Origin of the sequence: Pseudomonas entomophila, assembly GCF_013523165.1 — a bacterium.
Classification (GTDB): Bacteria; Pseudomonadota; Gammaproteobacteria; order Pseudomonadales; family Pseudomonadaceae; genus Aquipseudomonas; species Aquipseudomonas entomophila_A.
In genome coordinates this window covers 110559-128289 of record NZ_JAAMQI010000006.1, presented here as the reverse complement: position 1 = coordinate 128289, position 17731 = coordinate 110559, and the positions used below count along the sequence as shown (strand labels likewise).

13 protein-coding genes are annotated in these 17731 nt (G+C 63.9%); 8 read left to right on the top strand and 5 right to left on the bottom strand.

All coding sequences use genetic code 11. The features are described 5' to 3' along the window. Positions 1-237: 237 nt before the first annotated feature. The 5 genes from aceE (at position 238) to G7Z99_RS06700 (ending at position 8910) form a co-directional block, all read left to right on the top strand. Complete coding sequence (gene aceE / locus G7Z99_RS06720) at positions 238-2883, top strand: pyruvate dehydrogenase (acetyl-transferring), homodimeric type (RefSeq protein ID WP_060392210.1); 2646 nt, start codon at positions 238-240, stop codon at positions 2881-2883. 11 nt (positions 2884-2894) lie between these two features. Further along, on the top strand, positions 2895-4556 hold the full coding sequence (aceF, locus tag G7Z99_RS06715; protein WP_181092786.1) for a dihydrolipoyllysine-residue acetyltransferase: 1662 nt from the start codon (positions 2895-2897) through the stop codon (positions 4554-4556). Between the two features lie 297 nt (positions 4557-4853). Beyond that, complete coding sequence (locus tag G7Z99_RS06710; RefSeq protein ID WP_181092785.1) at positions 4854-7547, top strand: putative bifunctional diguanylate cyclase/phosphodiesterase; 2694 nt, start codon at positions 4854-4856, stop codon at positions 7545-7547. 63 nt (positions 7548-7610) lie between these two features. After that, a complete protein-coding gene (gene msrA / locus G7Z99_RS06705; RefSeq protein WP_181092784.1) occupies positions 7611-8276 on the top strand; it encodes a peptide-methionine (S)-S-oxide reductase MsrA in 666 nt (221 codons plus the stop codon). 10 nt (positions 8277-8286) lie between these two features. Next, positions 8287-8910, top strand: coding sequence for a glutathione S-transferase (locus G7Z99_RS06700; protein ID WP_181092783.1), 624 nt, complete (start codon positions 8287-8289; stop codon positions 8908-8910). 396 nt (positions 8911-9306) lie between these two features. Here the strand turns inward: G7Z99_RS06700 and creD are convergent, their stop codons facing one another. The 4 genes from creD to rloA2 all read right to left on the bottom strand — a co-directional run bounded on the left by creD (position 9307) and on the right by rloA2 (position 13472). Continuing rightward, positions 9307-10635: a cell envelope integrity protein CreD gene (creD, locus tag G7Z99_RS06695; RefSeq protein WP_181092782.1), complete on the bottom strand. Its 1329-nt coding sequence runs from the start codon at positions 10633-10635 to the stop codon at positions 9307-9309. A 105-nt stretch (positions 10636-10740) separates the two neighbouring features. After that, positions 10741-12171, bottom strand: a complete 1431-nt coding sequence (creC, locus tag G7Z99_RS06690) for a two-component system sensor histidine kinase CreC (RefSeq protein WP_181092781.1) — start codon at positions 12169-12171, stop codon at positions 10741-10743. Further along, positions 12171-12851, bottom strand: coding sequence for a two-component system response regulator CreB (gene creB / locus G7Z99_RS06685; protein WP_181092780.1), 681 nt, complete (start codon positions 12849-12851; stop codon positions 12171-12173). The genes creC and creB overlap by 1 nt, the downstream gene beginning before the upstream one ends. Positions 12852-12971: 120 nt before the next feature. Further along, a complete protein-coding gene (gene rloA2, locus G7Z99_RS06680) occupies positions 12972-13472 on the bottom strand; it encodes a retropepsin-like aspartic peptidase RloA2 (protein WP_181092779.1) in 501 nt (166 codons plus the stop codon). A 194-nt stretch (positions 13473-13666) separates the two neighbouring features. Here rloA2 and G7Z99_RS06675 point away from each other — a divergent pair, with 194 nt between their 5' ends. From G7Z99_RS06675 to G7Z99_RS06665, 3 genes are all read left to right on the top strand, one after another. After that, complete coding sequence (locus G7Z99_RS06675; RefSeq protein WP_181092778.1) at positions 13667-14551, top strand: acyltransferase; 885 nt, start codon at positions 13667-13669, stop codon at positions 14549-14551. A gap of 394 nt (positions 14552-14945) precedes the next feature. Next, the gene (locus G7Z99_RS06670) at positions 14946-15812 is read left to right on the top strand and encodes an RHS repeat-associated core domain-containing protein (protein ID WP_258196973.1); all 867 of its coding nucleotides are present in this window, start codon (positions 14946-14948) and stop codon (positions 15810-15812) included. Between the two features lie 88 nt (positions 15813-15900). Further along, on the top strand, positions 15901-16110 hold the full coding sequence (locus G7Z99_RS06665; RefSeq protein ID WP_181092776.1) for a hypothetical protein: 210 nt from the start codon (positions 15901-15903) through the stop codon (positions 16108-16110). A 47-nt stretch (positions 16111-16157) separates the two neighbouring features. Here the strand turns inward: G7Z99_RS06665 and fdhA are convergent, their stop codons facing one another. Continuing rightward, the gene (fdhA, locus tag G7Z99_RS06660; protein WP_181092775.1) at positions 16158-17357 is read right to left on the bottom strand and encodes a formaldehyde dehydrogenase, glutathione-independent; all 1200 of its coding nucleotides are present in this window, start codon (positions 17355-17357) and stop codon (positions 16158-16160) included. Positions 17358-17731: the final 374 nt, after the last annotated feature.

Below are 17731 nucleotides of genomic sequence, written 5' to 3'. Positions count from 1 at the left end.
ATTTTTTCCTAGCGGTATCGTTTTAGTTCACAACGCGTGAAGTGGCCAGAAGCCACGCGTGCGTCGCGCCGCTGTCCCCCCTTCGGCGCAAAAGCATGAAATACATGGCCGTTTGTAGTAAAACTACACGACGCCGGCGCACTGCACGGCGCCCCAAGAATTCACGACGTCTGCCCAAAAGGCCAGTCGCAAACTCAGGCAATCGATTCTGGTTGCCTTTCCGCCCTGGAGCAAGCCATGCAAGACCTCGATCCCGTCGAAACCCAGGAATGGCTGGATGCCTTGGAGTCGGTCATCGACAAAGAAGGCGAAGACCGCGCTCACTACCTGATGACCCGCATGGGCGAGCTGGCCACCCGTAGTGGTTCGCAGCTGCCGTATGCCATCACCACGCCATACCGCAACACCATCCCTGTCACCCACGAAGCACGCATGCCTGGCGACCTGTTCATGGAACGCCGCATCCGCTCGATGGTACGTTGGAACGCCCTGGCCATGGTCATGCGCACCAACCTGAAAGATTCGGACCTGGGTGGTCACATTTCGAGCTTCGCCTCCAGCGCGACGCTGTACGACATCGGCTTCAACTACTTCTTCCAGGCCCCGACCGAAGAACATGGCGGCGACCTGATCTTCTATCAAGGTCACGCCTCGCCGGGCATCTACGCCCGCGCCTTCCTCGAAGGCCGCATCAGCGAAGACCAGATGAACAACTTCCGCCAGGAAGTGGATGGCAACGGCCTGTCGTCGTACCCGCACCCGTGGCTGATGCCGGACTTCTGGCAGTTCCCGACCGTCTCCATGGGCCTGGGCCCGATTCAGGCGATCTACCAGGCACGCTTCATGAAGTACCTGGAAGCGCGCGGCTTCATCCCGGCCGGCAAGCAGAAGGTCTGGTGCTTCATGGGCGACGGCGAGTGCGACGAGCCGGAATCCCTGGGCGCCATCTCCCTGGCTGGCCGCGAGAAGCTGGACAACCTGATCTTCGTGATCAACTGCAACCTGCAGCGTCTGGACGGTCCGGTGCGTGGCAACGGCAAGATCATCCAGGAACTCGAAGGCGTGTTCCGCGGTGGTGGCTGGAACGTCAACAAGGTCGTCTGGGGCCGCTTCTGGGACCCGCTGCTGGCCAAGGACACCAACGGTGCCCTGCAGCGCCGCATGGACGAAGTCATCGACGGCGAGTACCAGAACTACAAGGCCAAGGACGGCGCGTTCGTCCGTGAGCACTTCTTCAACACGCCAGAACTCAAGGCCATGGTCGAAGACCTGTCCGACGAGGAAGTGTGGAAGCTCAACCGTGGCGGTCACGACCCGTACAAGGTCTATGCGGCTTACCACCAGGCGGTCAACCACAAGGAACAGCCGACCGTCATCCTGGCCAAGACCATCAAGGGTTACGGCACCGGTGCAGGCGAAGCCAAGAACACCGCACACAACACCAAGAAGGTCGACGTCGACAGCCTGCGCAAATTCCGCGACCGCTTCGACATCCCGGTGAAGGATGCCGACCTCGAGAACCTGCCGTTCTTCCGTCCGGAAGCCGACAGCGCCGAGGCCAAGTACCTGGCCAAGCGTCGCGAGGCCCTGGGCGGCTTCGTGCCCCAGCGCCGCGCCAAGAGCTTCAGCATCCCGACGCCGCCGCTGGACACCCTCAAGGCCATCCTCGACGGCTCGGGCGACCGCGAAATCTCCACCACCATGGCCTTCGTGCGGATCCTCGCGCAGCTGGTCAAGGACAAGGAAATCGGTCAGCGCATCGTGCCGATCATCCCTGACGAAGCGCGCACCTTCGGCATGGAAGGCATGTTCCGCCAGCTGGGGATCTACTCCTCCGTCGGCCAGCTGTACGATCCGGTCGACAAGGACCAGGTCATGTTCTACCGCGAGGACAAGAAGGGCCAGATCCTCGAGGAAGGCATCAACGAAGCCGGCGCCATGTCGTCGTTCATCGCCGCCGGTACCTCGTACAGCAGCCACAACCAGCCGATGCTGCCGTTCTACATCTTCTACTCGATGTTCGGCTTCCAGCGTATCGGTGACCTGGCCTGGGCCGCTGGCGACAGCCGCACCCGTGGCTTCCTGATCGGCGGCACCGCCGGCCGTACCACCCTCAACGGTGAAGGCCTGCAGCACGAAGACGGCCACAGCCACATGCTGGCCGCGACCATCCCGAACTGCCGCACCTATGATCCGACCTACGGCTACGAGCTGGCGGTGATCATCCAGGACGGCATGAAGAAGATGACCGAAGAGCAACAGGACGTCTTCTACTACATCACCGTGATGAACGAGTCCTACCAGCAGCCCGCCATCCCGGCAGGCGCCGAGGAAGGCATCGTCAAGGGCATGTACCTGCTCGAGGAAGACACCCGCGAAGCGGCGCACCACGTGCAGCTGCTGGGTTCGGGCACCATCCTGCGCGAAGTCCGCGAAGCGGCCAAGATCCTGCGCGAGGAGTACAACGTCGGTGCCGACGTCTGGAGCGTCACCAGCTTCAACGAACTGCGTCGCGACGGCCTGGCCGTGGAACGCGCCAACCGTCTCAAGCCGGGCCAGACCCCGCAGAAGACCTACGTCGAGCAGTGCCTGGGCGGCCGCAAGGGCCCGGTCATCGCCTCCACCGACTACATGAAGCTGTTCGCCGAACAGATTCGCCAGTGGGTACCGAGCCAGGAGTTCAAGGTGCTGGGCACCGACGGCTTCGGTCGCAGCGACAGCCGCAAGAAGCTGCGTCACTTCTTCGAAGTCGACCGTCACTTCGTCGTGCTGGCCGCCCTGGAAGCCTTGGCCGATCGCGGCGAGATCGAACCGAGCGTGGTGGCCGAGGCCATCACCAAGTTCGGCATCGACCCGGACAAGCGCAACCCACTGGACTGCTGAGGAGATTTTTTGTGAGCGAACTCATTCGCGTACCTGACATCGGCAGCGGTGAAGGTGAAGTCATCGAGCTGTTCGTCAAGGTCGGCGATCGCATCGAGGCTGACCAGAGCCTGCTGACCCTGGAATCCGACAAGGCTTCCATGGAAATTCCGGCCCCCAAGGCCGGTGTGATCAAGTCCCTGAAGGTGAAGCTGGGCGACACCCTCAAGGAAGGCGACGAACTGCTGGAACTGGAAGCCGAGGGCGCCGACGCGGCGTCCGAGGCGCCGGCCGCCGAGGACAAGCCGGCCGCCGCGCCAGCTGCCGAGGAAAAACCAGCCGCCCCGGCACAGCCTGCGGCCGCCGAGCCGGCGCCTGCAGCTGGTGCCAGTGTGCAGGACATCCACGTGCCGGACATCGGCTCGTCGGGCAAGGCCAAGATCATCGAGATGCTGGTCAAGGTCGGCGACACCGTCGAAGCCGACCAGTCGCTGATCACCCTGGAGTCCGACAAGGCCTCCATGGAGATCCCGTCCCCGGCCGCCGGGGTGGTCGAGGAAGTGATCGCCAAGCTCGACGACGAAGTCGGCACGGGCGATCTGATCCTCAAGCTCAAGATCGCTGGCGCCGCGCCAGCATCGGCAGCTCCGGCCCCGGCACCTGCCAAGGCCGAGGCGGCCGCGCCTGCCGCAGCCCCTGAAAAAGCCGCCGCACCTGCGCCGGCAGCCCAGAAGCCTGCCGCCGCCGAGGCCCCCGCGCCTGCAGCTGGCAACAACGCCAAAGTCCATGCCGGCCCGGCAGTACGCCAGCTGGCCCGTGAGTTCGGTGTCGAGCTGGGCGCTGTCAGCGCCTCCGGCCCGCATGGCCGCATCCTCAAGGAAGACGTGCAGGCGTACGTCAAGTCCATGATGCAGAAGGCCAAGGAAGCGCCGGCCGCTGCAGGTGCCACCGGTGGTGCGGGCATCCCGCCGATCCCGGCCGTCGATTTCAGCCGGTTCGGCGAAGTCGAGGAAGTCGCCCTGACCCGCCTGATGCAGGTCGGCGCCGCCAACCTGCACCGCAGCTGGCTGAACGTGCCCCACGTGACCCAGTTCGATTCGGCCGACATCACCGAGCTCGAAGCCTTCCGTGTGGCGCAGAAAGCCGTGGCCGAAAAGGCCGGCGTCAAGCTCACCGTGTTGCCGTTGCTGCTCAAGGCGTGTGCGCACCTGCTCAAGGAGCTGCCGGACTTCAACAGTTCGCTGGCCCCAAGCGGCAAGGCGATCATCCGCAAGAAGTACGTCAACATCGGCTTCGCCGTGGATACGCCGGACGGCCTGCTGGTCCCGGTGATCAAGAACGTCGACCAGAAGAGCCTGCTGCAACTGGCCGGCGAAGCGGCGGCACTGGCCGAGAAGGCCCGCACCAAGAAGCTGGCCGCCGACGACATGCAGGGCGCCTGCTTCACGATCTCCAGCCTCGGGCACATTGGCGGCACCGGCTTCACGCCGATCGTCAACGCGCCGGAAGTGGCGATCCTGGGTGTCTCCAAGGCCACCATGCAGCCGGTCTGGGATGGCAAGGCCTTCCAGCCCAAGCTGATGCTGCCGCTGTCGCTGTCCTACGATCACCGTGTGATCAACGGCGCCGCGGCCGCACGCTTCACCAAGCGCCTGGGTGACCTGCTGGCGGACATCCGCACGCTGCTGCTGTAACCCGCCTTCGCCGCTGCCCAGCCCTTTGGGTGGCGGCGACGGTGCGTCACGCCGGAGCCCTGCCTTGCGCGGGGCTCGCAGGCGTCGGCAGGCCCTTCGGGCCATGCCCTGTGCGTTTCCAGGCCGCCGCCGTCAGGTCGCTTCGCTTGCTACCCTTCAGACTTCCCGTCTTCGACCGATAAACTGCCTGTGGCCCCTATGGCCGCTTGCCAGTCCATGGGGCATGATGCAACCTTGCTGAACGCGCCGTCGATGAACCGCATTCCGCGTCCACTGCCTTGTCCGAGCGAGTCTTCGATGAAAAGCCAACCCGATGCCACCAGCCGCGTGGTGGCCGAGGTCGTCACGCAACTGCCTGTGCCCTCACGGCTTGGCATGCTGCGTTTCGAGCGGCTCAACGAAGCCAGTTGGGCGCTCCTGTACCTCGACCCCTTGTGCGAGCGCCTGCTGGGCCAGCCGGCCACCGAACTGTGCGCGCTGGTCGGCTCGCCTTTCGCCAGCCTGATGGAGCCCGAAGCCCGTTACCGGCTGCATGACGAGATTCAGCTGCAGCTGGCGCAACGCCCTCACTACCAGGTGCGCTACACCTTGCACCTCGACGACAGAACGCTGCGGGTGCTGGAAGCGGGCGAGGCGTTTCGTCAGGCGACCCGGCAGATGCTGCGCGGGTACCTGACCCTACTCGACGACGAGCCGATCGTCGACCTCGACCTCGATGCCCTCGACCTGGAAAGCCGCAACACGCGCCTGGAGCGCGCCCTGCTGGCCAATCAGAGCGTGCAGCAAGAGCAGCTCGAGCAGCTCGAGCGGGTCCAGGCCCAGCAAAACCTGATCCTGCGCCTGGCCCGCCAGCGCTACAGCGCGAGCAACTCCCTGATCGAAGCCGCCGAGCTGATCACTCGCAGTGCCTGCGAGATCTACCGGGTCGATCGCGCCAGCCTGTGGCACCTGGTCGACCAGCGACTGGAACCGATCTCCTCCTGGCACCAGGCCGAGCAGCGTCACCAGTTGCCTGAACCGCTCGACATCGCCAACTTTCCCGACTACCTCGATGCCCTGCATGCCAGCCGCGCCATCGATGCGCACAACGCCAGCCACGATCCGCGCACACGGGACCTGGTCGATGGCCTCTACCCGACCAGCAACAATGCCTTGCTGGACGCCGGCATTCGCATCGATGGCCAGGTGGTGGGCGTGCTGTGCCTGGAGCAGACCAGCGGGCCGCGCACCTGGCAGGCCGACGAAATCGCCTTCGCCGGGGAGCTGGCCGACCAGGTCGCCCAGGTCATCACCAGCCACAACCGACGCACGGCGACCAGCGCACTGCACCTGTTCCAGCGGGCGGTGGAGCAGAGCGCCAGCGCCTTCCTGCTGGTCAACCGCGAGGGCGTGGTCGAGTACGTGAACCCGAGCTTCACGGCCATCACGCAGTACAGCACCGAAGAAGTGCAAGGTCATCACCTGGCCGAGTTGCCGGCGCTGGAGAACCTCAGCGAACTGCTGTTCGACTCCGCCTCCACCCTGGCCATCGGCAACAGCTGGCAGGGCGAGTTCAAGAGCCGCCGCAAGAGCCTGGAGCCCTACTGGGGCCAGTTGTCGATCTCCAAGGTCTACGGTGACAACCGTGAGCTGACCCACTACATCGGCATCTACGAAGACATCACCCAGACCAAGTTGGCCCAGCAGCGCATCGAACGCCTGGCCTACACCGACAACCTCACCACCCTTGGCAACCGCCCGGCGTTCATCCGCAGCCTCGACGAGCGCTTCGCGCGCGATGGCGACAGCCTGATCTGCCTGCTGTTCGTGGACATCGACAACTTCAAGCGCATCAACGACAGCCTCGGCCATCACGCGGGTGACAAGCTTCTGGTCAGCCTGGCCCGGCGCCTGCGCAACAGCCTGGACGACAGTGGTTGCCTGGCGCGCTTTGCCAGCAACGAGTTCGCCGTGCTGCTCGACGACACGGCACTCGAAGAAGGCCGGTGCATCGCCCAGCGCTTGCTGCAGACCCTCGACAAGCCGATGTTCGTGGACAACCAGCTGATCAACATCACTGCCTCGGTCGGTCTGGCCTGCGCCCCGCTGCACGGGCGTGACCCGCAGACCCTGATGAAGAACGCCGGCCTGGCGCTGCACAAGGCCAAGGCCAACGGCAAGCACCAGGTGCAGGTGTTCACCGAAGTGCTCAACGCCGAAGCCAGCTACAAGCTGTTCGTCGAGAACAACCTGCGCCGCGCCCTGACCCAGGATGAACTGGAGGTGTTCTACCAGCCCAAGCTGTGCCTGCGCAGCGGCCGGCTGCTGGGGCTGGAAGCCTTGCTGCGCTGGAACCACCCCGAGCGTGGCATGATCCGTCCGGACCAGTTCATCAGCGTGGCCGAGGAGACGGGCTTGATCATTCCCATCGGCAAGTGGGTGGTGCGCGAGTCCTGCGCCATGAGCAAGCGCCTGAGTGCGGCCGGCCTGGGCGACCTGCACGTGGCCATCAACCTTTCGCCCAAGCAGTTCTCCGACCCTGAGCTGGTCAGCTCGATCGCGGGCATCCTTCAGGAGCAGGCGCTGCCGGCCCACCTGCTGGAACTGGAGCTGACCGAGGGCCTGCTGCTGGAGGCCACCGACGACACCCGGCGCCAGCTCGAACAGCTCAAGGAGCTGGGCCTGAGCCTGGCGATGGACGACTTCGGCACCGGCTACTCGTCATTGAGCTACCTGAAGAAGTTCCCGATCGACATCCTCAAGATCGATCGCAGCTTCATCAGCGAGATTCCCGACAACCAGGACGACATGGAAATCACCTCGGCGGTGATCGCCATGGCCCACAACCTCAAGCTCAAGGTGGTGGCCGAAGGCATCGAGACGGCAGAGCAATTGGCGTTCCTGCGGCGTCACCGCTGCGACGTCGGCCAGGGCTACCTGTTCGACAAGCCGATTCCGGGACGCGAACTGGTCGAGCGTCTCGCGCGCTATCCGCGTGGCCCGGTGACCTGACAGCTGCGCGACTCTCGGGCACACTAGGGGTCTTCCCTTTCGACCGACTCAAGAGGTACGGCCATGGTCCTGCGTTCTGAAATCCTGGTGAACAAAAACGTCCTGCCTACCGCGGAACAGGCACTGCCTGGCCGTGAAACGCCGATGGCCCTGCCCGAGTTCCACCATGTGTTCGAGGGTACCCCCCTGCTCGGCCCGTTCTTCGAGGATGTCGACTTCGCCATCTTCGGCCTGGGCTGCTTCTGGGGCGCCGAGCGCCGCTTCTGGCAACGTGAAGGTGTGGTCAGCACGGTCGTGGGCTACGCCGGCGGTTTCACGCCGAACCCGACCTATGAGGAAGTCTGCTCGGGCCTGACCGGCCATACCGAAGTGGTGCTGGTGGTGTTCGACAAGGCCAAGGTCAGCTACCGCGAGCTGCTGGCGATGTTCTGGGAGCTGCACAACCCGACCCAAGGCATGCGCCAGGGCAACGATGTCGGCACCCAGTACCGCTCGGTGATCTACTGCACCAGCCCCGAGCAGCTGGAACAGGCCCAGGCGAGCAAGGATGCCTACCAGGCCGAGCTGAACAAGGCCGGGTTTGGCGCCATCACCACCGAGATCGACCAAGCCCCGACCGTGTACTTCGCCGAGGCCTATCACCAGCAGTACCTGGCCAAGAACCCCAACGGCTACTGCGGCATCGGCGGCACCGGCGTGTGCCTGCCACCAAGCCTGCAAGGCAACTGAGGCGTCGACCATGAGCGGCATGACACTGTTCTACTCACCCCTGTCACCCTTCGTGCGCAAGGTCAGGGTGCTGCTGCACGAGACTGGCCAGCAGGACCGGGTGACGCTGCAAGGCGTGAACATCAGCCCGGTGAGCGGCGACGACACCCTCAACCAGGGCAACCCGCTCGGCAAGATCCCGGCCTTGCGCCTGGCCGATGGCAGCGTGCTGCATGACAGCCGGGTGATCTGCGAGTACCTGGACCAGCAGCATGTCGGCCACCCCCTGATCCCGCGCGAAGGCGCCGCCCGTTGGCGACGGCTGACCCTGGCGTCCCAGGCCGACGGCATTCTCGATGCAGCGGTGTCGACCCGCTACGAGACCTTCCTGCGCCCCGAAGACAAACGCTGGGAAGGCTGGGTGGATGCGCAGACGCAGAAGATCCAGCGTGCGTTGGCCGACCTCGAGCAGGCGCATCTGGCGGAGCTGGCCTCGGTATTCGACATTGCTGCCATCGGTGTGGCGTGCGCGTTGGGCTACCTGGACTTGCGCCAGCCTGCGTTCGGCTGGCGTGAGCGGCAGCCGGGGTTGGCGGCCTGGTATGCGAAGGTTGCGAAACGGCCGTCCATGCTTGCCACGGTGCCGACGGTCTGAGGGCACTGCTCCGTCCTCAGCGTCTGCATCGCGGGCAAGCCCCACACGGACCGCGATGGCCTGCCATGCCGCGGTGGGGCTACGGGTGTGGGCGGCCCCTGTGCCGCGATTGGGCCCGCCAGGGCCCACATTAGCGCTTGGCAGAAACCATAGAATCTCCCACAGGTCCTGCCCAGGGCACGTATCAGCTCGATGGATCGGTCGCTCGCAACGCCAATTTGTCGGGCTGGCACAGCCCTCTGTGGGAGCGGGCTTGCCCGCGATGCAGGCGCCGCCGGACGGACGCTTGTCGCGCACGTCGCTAAGTCCCCTTGCGTGTAGCGTGCAGTTGCGGCGTCGGACCGAACAACTGCCCAACCCGCTGCGCCAGCCAACGCCCGATCGCTTTATCCTCCCTCATGCCGGCCGCCCCACCCGCGCCCAGTCGAGCCGCCGCGTGAGGACCATGAACACGCCCAGCAGGCCGAAGCACAGCAGCGACCCCATCAGCAGGGCATAGTCCTCGGCGCTGAGCAATCCATAGAGCATCGCGTACAGCGCCGCCAGGCCAGCCGCGAAGCCCGCCCCACGGGCCGCGCTGTGCAGCACGTGGCTCAAGTAGAACCCGATCAACGCCACGCAGGCCGTCGCCGACAGGCTGTATGCCAGCCCGAAGCCCAGGTGTTCGGACAACGACAACAGCAGCAGGTAGAAGAAGGCCAGGGCCGTGCCGACCAGGATGTACTGCACCGGGTGCACGCTGAGGTTCCTGAGCACCTCGAACAGGAAGAAGCCTGCGAAGGTCAGGGCGATGAACAGCAAGGCATACTTGATGGCCCGCTCGCTTTTCAGGTACTGGTCGACCGGGTCGACGAAACTCACGCCAAAGGTGCGCTCGCCGAAGGCCTCGCATTGCCCCTCGGTGGCGCACTGCCGCAGGGCGTCCTCGAGGTTGGTGGCGAAGAACGAGGTCTGCCAGTGCGCCGTGAAACCCTGGCCGTCGATCGCATGGCGGTTGGGCAGGTAGCTGCCGATGAAGCTCGGGTGCGGCCAGCTGGCGCGCAGGTCGACGCGGCTGGTGCGCCCGACCGGCACGAGCTGCAACTGGCCCGTGCCCTGCAAGGCCAGATCGAAACCGTACTCGAACTCACGGGCGACCGGATCCTCCAGCTGGGGCAAGGCCACCTGCACACCGTCGCGCAGCCAGTCCAGCCCGGTCCCGGCCTCGAACGCCCGGGACGTGCCGTCGACGGTGAGCTGCACGGCATTCTCGATCCCGCGGATGTCGCTGATACCGACCACCAGGCGCGGCGTGTCGAAACGGTAGTCGTCATAGTCCTTGTCGATGCCCCAGTGCGCTGGCAGCCGGAAGCTGCCGGCCAGGTGGCCCTTGGCATGGAACAGCCGCGCCTGGTAGATGCCCCGCGACCGCTGCTCCGTCGCCACGTCCAAGTCGGCGGCGAAGGCCTCGGGCAGAAAGTAGAGCTGCCCGGCGACCGTGCTGACGTCCTCGACACGCTGGCCGTCCTTGTCGATCCAGCGGCGTTGCAGCTTACGGTACGGCACCACCAGCAGCGGGCCACTGATCCGCTGATCGAAGCTGGCGCTCTGGGCGATGTTCTGCACCACACCGTCGCGCAGACGCTGGCGCTCCCCGATCAGGCCATCGATCATGAGCAGTGGAATCAACAACAGCAACGTCAGCAGGGCGATGGTGCCGAGCTTGAACGCAAGGGTCTTGTTCATGGAGCCTCCTGGGTCAGTGGAGGCAGTGTGCGCAGGCTGTATGGAGGGGTTGAGGAGCGTGTGTGGAGAGTGTGTGGAATGAGCGAGACGCAGGCCCTCGCATGCTCAGTCGAAACGCCTCGCCGGCAACCACAACCGGACCTGTACTCCCCCGTCGACATTGTCCACGGCCAGGGCGCCGCCATGCAGGTGCATGACCTCGGCCACGAAATTGAGCCCCAGGCCCGTGCTCTTGCGTCCGCTCGCGGGGCGGGGCAGCGAGTAGAAACGCTCGGCGACCCGGCCGATGGCGTAATCCGGGATCGGGTCGGCTTGGTTGAACACACTCAACGCGACCCGCTCGTCCTGGTGCGCCAGGTCGAACGTCAGGACACCGCCAGGCGGTGTGAAGTCCAGGGCATTGTCCAGCAGGTTGGCCAGGGCCTGACGCATCAGGAAGGGATCGCACAGCAAGCGGCGCGCTGGCAGGTCCTGGCGCACCCGGATACCCCCGGCCGCCACCCGTGTCGCCTGGGCCGTCAGCAACTCGTCGACCACTGTCGCGATGTCCACGTGGTGCTCGTCCTCCAGCGCCTGCATCTGCTCGACCTTGGCCAGGTCGAGCAAGCGCTCGATCATCTGTTGCACGCGCTCGCTCTCGCGCTCGACGTTGGCGGCGAACCGCGCCCGCTGATCGGCTGGCATCTCCCCTTGCAGCAGCTCCGCTGCCCCGCGAATCGCCGCCAGCGGGCTTTTCAGCTCATGGGTCAGGGTGTGGACGTACCGCTCGACGTAGGCCTTGCCTTCGAGCTGCGTGCGCATGCGCTCGACGGCTGCGGCCAGGTGCGCCAGCTCGCCGCCCTTGTAGAACGGCAGCGCGGCACGCTCACCCTCGCTGACCGCCTGGGCATAACGCGCCAGCTTGCGCAGGGCGCGCGCCAGCCACCAGGACAAGGCCGCCCCGACCAGCAGGCCCATGACGATCACGCCCAGCCCCAGGGTCAGCAGACGGCGTTCGGAGCGGTCGATGTACGGCTGCAGAGAGCTGTTGGGCTTGGCCACGGTGACCACGCCGATGATCCGGCCCTGGTCCAGGATCGGCGCCGCCACATGCATCACCGAGGTGCTCTCGTCCGCCTTGACGCTGCGCGTGGAGCGCGCCCCGTACTGGCCGCGCAAGGTCAGGTAGACGTCGTTCCAGCGCGAGTAGTCCTGGCCGAGCGCCTGGCCACTGGAGTCGAGCAGCACGATGCCGCGGGCATCGGTGACGTAGATCCGGTGACTGACCTGGTGCTTCTCCAACCCCCAGATCCGTGCGCCAGGACGGCGCAGGCCATAGGCCTTGAGCACCTCGGGCAGGCGGCCCTGGCCGAGGGTCCCGGCCTTGACGTCGTCATGCAGGATTTCCGCCAGCAGGTTGGCCGTGTCTACCAAGGTTTCCTCGGAGGACTGACGCACCACCGGACGGATCTGTTCGCGCACGGTATTGAGCAGGAAATACCCCGCCAGGCCGACGAACAGGAAGTACACCAGGAAGATCCGTATCCCCAGGCGCATCAGGCCTGGTCCGGGCTATAGCTGTAGCCCAGGCCTCGGTGGGTCTGGATCGGTTCGGCGTGGGCGGCGACCTGGCGCAGCTTGGCGCGCAGGCTCTTGATGTGGCTGTCGATGGTCCGCTCGTAGCCGACATCGGAGGCCACACCGAGCGCATCGAGCAGCTGCTCGCGGCTGAACACCCGCTGCGGCTGCGCCAGCAGGCAGTGCAGCAGGCGGAACTCGTGACGCGTCAGGGCCAGCGACTGACCACGGTACTGGATCAGCATGCGCACGGTGTCCACCTGGAACGGCGCCGCGGCCTCCACAGGCTTGACCCGTGGCGCCATGCGCTTGAGGATCGCCCGGACCCGCGCCGCCACTTCACGCGGGCTGAATGGTTTGACGACATAGTCGTCGGCGCCGATTTCCAGCCCCACGACCCGATCGATTTCCCCATCGCGCGCGCTGAGGAACATCACCGGCACCTCGGAGAACCGACGCACCTGCCGACACGTCTCGAAGCCGCTCATGTCGGGCAAGCCGATGTCGAGAATCACCAGGTCTGCCGGTTGCAGCCGCAGCCGCTCGAGCGCCACGCCGCCCAGCGAGACCCAGTCGGTGCTGTGACCGTCGGCCTGCAGGGCGTAGATCAGCGTGTCGGCGATGGCGGCTTCGTCTTCGACGATGAGGATGTGGGGCATGGGGGTCTCGAGTGGCGGGCTGCAAGCTGCAAGCAGGAACGGGGCGCAGACTGTACGCTGAATCCTACTGGTTGCAGCTTCTGGCTTCTAGCGTGCAGCTCACCACTGGCAGCTTCTGCCTCAGCAGTCAGGCTTGTCCACGGTGTAGCGCTGCGCCGGATCGATGGCCGCCTTGAACTCGCGCAGGGCCTTGGCGCCGATCAGCAGGGGGTAGTCGAAGCTGCTGCGGTCGGTGAGGTTCACCTCGACGGTGCGCTTGACGTTGCCCAGGCACAGGTCCAGATCGATCACGGGCCGTTTGGCGAACCCGGCCGCCTCGCCCTCCTCGTCCTCGTCGGCTCGGCTCTTGATCTTGCTGATGCGCGCCAGCTTGTGTTCGTACACCTTGCCGTCGGCGTCCGGGGTCGCCAGGCGGAAGCGCACCCAGTCATCGCCACCGCGTGTGAAGCGTTCGATGTCCTTGGCCGACAGCGAGGCCGTCCAGGCGCCGGTGTCCATCTTGGCCTTGAGGGTTTCGCCGAGCTCCGGCAGGCCGATGTGTTCGTAGCGTCCGTAGAGCGCAGGGTCTGCCGCCATCGCGGGCAAGGACAAGGCGCACAGCAAAGCGAGCATGGGTTTCACGGATAAGGCTCCTGGTTCGAAGACACGGGTTGGACGTCAATCGTCCGTCGATGTTTCACCGGTCCATGGCAAGGGCCTGCGACTCTAGCCAACACAATGTGAAACATTTGTTCGCGCCGCACGGCCCGGCGGATTTGGCGGGGCGCAGCGGCATGCTTATCATGGCCTCCTGCTCAGACCACAAGAGTTTTCCTATGCGTCGCCTGTTCACCGGCCTGCTCGTGGCTACCCTGCTGCTGCTCAATACCCTGGTGCTGATCTGCCCTCTGCTGTTCTTCGCCGTGCTCAAGCTGATGCTGCCGACCCGCGGCCGCGACTGGGCCTCGCGCGCGGTCATGTGGGTGGCAGAAACCTGGGCCGAGATCGACAAACTGATCTTCGCCGCGTGCATCCCGACCCGCTGGGACATTCGCGGCGTGGACAACCTGCGCCCGGACACCTCCTACCTGTGCGTCAGCAACCACCAGAGCTGGGTGGACATCCCGGCGCTGATGGAAAGCCTCAACCGCCGCACGCCGTTCTTCAAGTTCTTCCTGAAGAAGGAGCTGATCTGGGTGCCCCTGCTGGGGCTGGCTTGGTGGGGCCTGGACTACCCGTTCATGAAGCGCTACAGCAAGGCCTTCCTGGAAAAGCATCCGGAGCTCAAGGGCAAGGACCTGGAAATCACCAAGGCCGCCTGCGAGCTGTTCAAGCGTCAGCCGGTGACCGTGGTCAACTACCTCGAAGGCACGCGTTTTACCCCGGCCAAACACCAGGCCCAGCAGTCGCCCTATCGGTACCTGCTCAAGCCCAAGGCGGGTGGCGTGGCGTTCGTGCTGGCGGCGCTGGGCGAGCAGCTGGATGCGCTGCTGGATGTGACCATCGTGTATCCCGGTGATCAGGCGCCGGGGTTCTGGGATTTGCTCAATGGAAGCATCAGGCAGGTGATCGTCGATATTCGGGTGCTCGAACTGGATCCGGCGCTATGGGCTGGAGATTACGAAAATGATCTCCACTTCCGGCAGACCGTGCAGGCTTGGGTGAATCAGTTGTGGTTGCAAAAAGATAAGCGAATCGAGCAGTTGCGAACAGAAATGTAATGCGCGCCGCTCCGCCAATGCTGATGCTTTCGTGGAGCGGATCCCATTATCAGTACAACGCGTTGCGACAGAACAATCGCCGCACCCTCCTACGCCCATTCAACGCCTTTCCAATATCCAATGTCTGTCGTGCTGCAATTGCCTACCTGGTCGTTAGCGTGAATGCGTTCATCGGGAGGTACCCTGCTGGCCGCAAGAGCTTGGATGACAAGGCATCTCGGATAACGTATAGCCTAGCAAATCTGTCAGTTGTGACCATGCGCGCGATCATGCAGATTGAAAGCCCCTCCATCGTTTCAGGAGCCTCGAAAACATGACAGCTCATAGGGCCACACAGACCCCAAACGTGATCGCACAGACCGATAAATCAGAAACGGCACCCGCGTGTACTCACATGCTTTTTTACCAAGCTGACCACTTGGCAACCGAAATCTCCAACCAAGGCATTCGCCACATAGTGCGATCTCAAGACACTGCCCTAGCGCAGTTAGATCAAGGCACAGCAGCTCAACCACTGCACGTTGACCAAGCCAACTCCGTGCTCAACGGGGTGCCTGATAAGACGACCTACTCGGCCTACGGCTTTTTTAAAGAGGGACAATCGACAGCGGTACTCGCCTTCAACGGAGAACGACTTGACCCCTCGACGAGAACCTACGCATTGGGCAACGGGAATCGAACCTACCACCCGACACTTTTTCGTTTTTCCAGCCCTGACCTATTTAGTCCATTTGACCAAGGCGGGCTCAATGCATACGCGTACTGCGAGAACGACCCTATCAACAAAATGGACCCCTCTGGAAACGTTCCGCGATTCATCCGGAGCTTTTTCAAGGGCGCTGCCAATCGCTTACACTTAAGAACACCTGGAAGCAAAAACTCGCAGGTAATTTCAGAGACGTTCAACCCCCAACCCTCATCACCTACCCGGGCACACAAAAGACCGCTTCCAGACCGGCCCGCAGGTCAACGACTCTCAGAAGGAAGTGGTTTAGAAAACACTGACCGCCGCTTGCAGACTGATGCGAAATTGGCAACGTTCTTGTCAGAGGAAAAATCAAAAATTCAAGAAAGGCTTAACAGCATCCTGGAAGAGGGAGGGCTTTCTTATACAAATCTTAAACGTCGGAAAGATCTAAGACTCTCTAGTGAAGCTGAAAGTAAAGCACTTATTAAGTTGACCCAGAAGGCAGCAAAAGCACAGTCTCAAATTGATAAAATCAACCAACGCCTTAAAACAATTCGGAAGGGCCCTGACTGACGCACAGACAAATGAGTCCGCTCACTCTTTCCTGTGTTCAAACCAGGCTCACGTCATTTCAACACTCTTTCAGGCGGGAACCTGCATCATGCACAACGTCTCAAAGAAATCGCGCTTCTTTTATCAAAACGGCAAGCTCATCACCCTAACCCAGAACGATCAGCATCTGGCCATCTTTCGCGCTGCCGAACAACCGTTGGCTGAACTGAGCACCGACGCCACCCAAACCAGCAGCTTGCTGGCCACCGATGACAAAGGCTCGGTCCTTGGCGTGCAAAGCCCCGACGAGCAGCCATGAAAAAGCCCCTCTACGAGAGGGGCTCTTCGTTACATCACATCACGCGATCACGCCGCGCCCCACATCTTGTGCGGGTCGATCACGAATTTCTTCGGCACGCCGGCGTCGAACTCGCCATACCCCTGCGGTGCCTGGTCCAGGTTGATCACCTGCACACCCACGACTTCGGCGATGTTGATCCGGTCCCACATGATCGCCTGCATCAGCTGGCGGTTGTACTTCATGGTCGGGGTCTGGCCGGTGTGGAAGCTGTGCGACTTGGCCCAGCCCAGGCCGAAGCGAATGCTCAGAGCGCCGATCTTGGCGGCGGCATCCGATGCGCCCGGGTCTTCGGTCACGTACAGGCCCGGGATACCGATGCTGCCGGCCACGCGGGTCACCTGCATCAGCGAGTTCAGCACGGTGGCCGGGGCTTCGTGCTTGGCGCCTTCATGGCCATGGCCACGGGCCTCGAAGCCGACGGCATCGACCGCGCAGTCCACTTCCGGCTCGCCGAGGATGTCGACGATCTGCTCGTGCAGTGGGGTGTCCTTGGACAGGTCGACCACTTCGAAGCCTTGCGACTTGGCGTGCGCCAGACGCGCCGGGTTGAGGTCGCCGACGATGACGCAGGCAGCGCCCAGGAGGCGAGCCGAGGCGGCCGCAGCCAGGCCGACCGGGCCGGCACCGGCGACGTAGACGGTGCTGCCTGGGCCGACGCCTGCGGTCACGGCACCATGGTAGCCGGTCGGCAGGATATCGGAGAGGCAGGTCAGGTCACGGATCTTCTCCATGGCCTTGTCGCGATCGGGCAGTTTCAGCAGGTTGAAGTCGGCGTACGGCACCAGCACGTACTCGGCCTGGCCGCCGGTCCAGTCGCCCATGTCGACATAGCCGTAGGCGCCACCCGCACGGGCCGGGTTGACGGTGAGGCAGACGCCGGTGTGCATTTCCTTGCAGGAGCGGCAACGACCGCAGGCGACGTTGAACGGCACCGACACCAGGTCGCCGATCTGCATGCGCTCGACGTCGCTGCCCTTTTCGACGATTTCACCGGTGATTTCATGGCCCAGCACCAGGCCGACCTGGGCGGTGGTACGACCACGGACCATGTGCTGGTCAGAGCCGCAGATGTTGGTGGAGACCACCTTGAGGATCACCCCGTGCTCGATTTTCTTGCCACGCGGGTCCTGCATTTTCGGGTAGTCGATCTTTTGCACCTCGACCTTGCCGGCGCCGAGATACACCACTCCACGATTGCCTGACATGCTCTTACCTCGCTTGAATTCTAGTTATGCAGCGGTGGTTGAAGCGCCGCCCTTCCAGGGCGACAGATGTTGCTGATGCCGTGGAATGACGCCTGCCACGGCGCAAAGGCGTACAGGGCCGCGCATTGGTGCGACCCATTGTGGTCTTGTCGGGAGGGGGTACGGTGACTGGGAACGACAGTGACTTGCTTTGGAGCGTCAGTCTTCGATGGGACGAAGCAGGCTGCCACCGCACGGCTGTTGGCACGACCGCCATCGCGGGCAAGCCCCACACCCGTAGCACTACCGGAGTAGTACAAGCAATTGCAGCTCATAGGGAAGCGACACTGCCGGGACGTCGGATCGGCCCCTGTGGGAGTCCGCCCGCCGCCTTG

Bases quoted from the DNA above. Each gene is read 5' to 3' on its own strand.
- aceE (WP_060392210.1), top strand. From the start codon at position 238: ATGCAAGACCTCGATCCCGTCGAAACCCAGGAATGGCTGGATGCCTTG.
- G7Z99_RS06710 (WP_181092785.1), top strand. From the start codon at position 4,854: ATGAAAAGCCAACCCGATGCCACCAGCCGCGTGGTGGCCGAGGTCGTC.
- msrA (WP_181092784.1), top strand. From the start codon at position 7,611: ATGGTCCTGCGTTCTGAAATCCTGGTGAACAAAAACGTCCTGCCTACC.
- G7Z99_RS06700 (WP_181092783.1), top strand. From the start codon at position 8,287: ATGAGCGGCATGACACTGTTCTACTCACCCCTGTCACCCTTCGTGCGC.
- creD (WP_181092782.1), bottom strand. From the start codon at position 10,635: ATGAACAAGACCCTTGCGTTCAAGCTCGGCACCATCGCCCTGCTGACG.
- creC (WP_181092781.1), bottom strand. From the start codon at position 12,171: ATGCGCCTGGGGATACGGATCTTCCTGGTGTACTTCCTGTTCGTCGGC.
- creB (WP_181092780.1), bottom strand. From the start codon at position 12,851: ATGCCCCACATCCTCATCGTCGAAGACGAAGCCGCCATCGCCGACACG.
- G7Z99_RS06675 (WP_181092778.1), top strand. From the start codon at position 13,667: ATGCGTCGCCTGTTCACCGGCCTGCTCGTGGCTACCCTGCTGCTGCTC.
- G7Z99_RS06670 (WP_258196973.1), top strand. From the start codon at position 14,946: ATGCTTTTTTACCAAGCTGACCACTTGGCAACCGAAATCTCCAACCAA.
- G7Z99_RS06665 (WP_181092776.1), top strand. From the start codon at position 15,901: ATGCACAACGTCTCAAAGAAATCGCGCTTCTTTTATCAAAACGGCAAG.
- fdhA (WP_181092775.1), bottom strand. From the start codon at position 17,357: ATGTCAGGCAATCGTGGAGTGGTGTATCTCGGCGCCGGCAAGGTCGAG.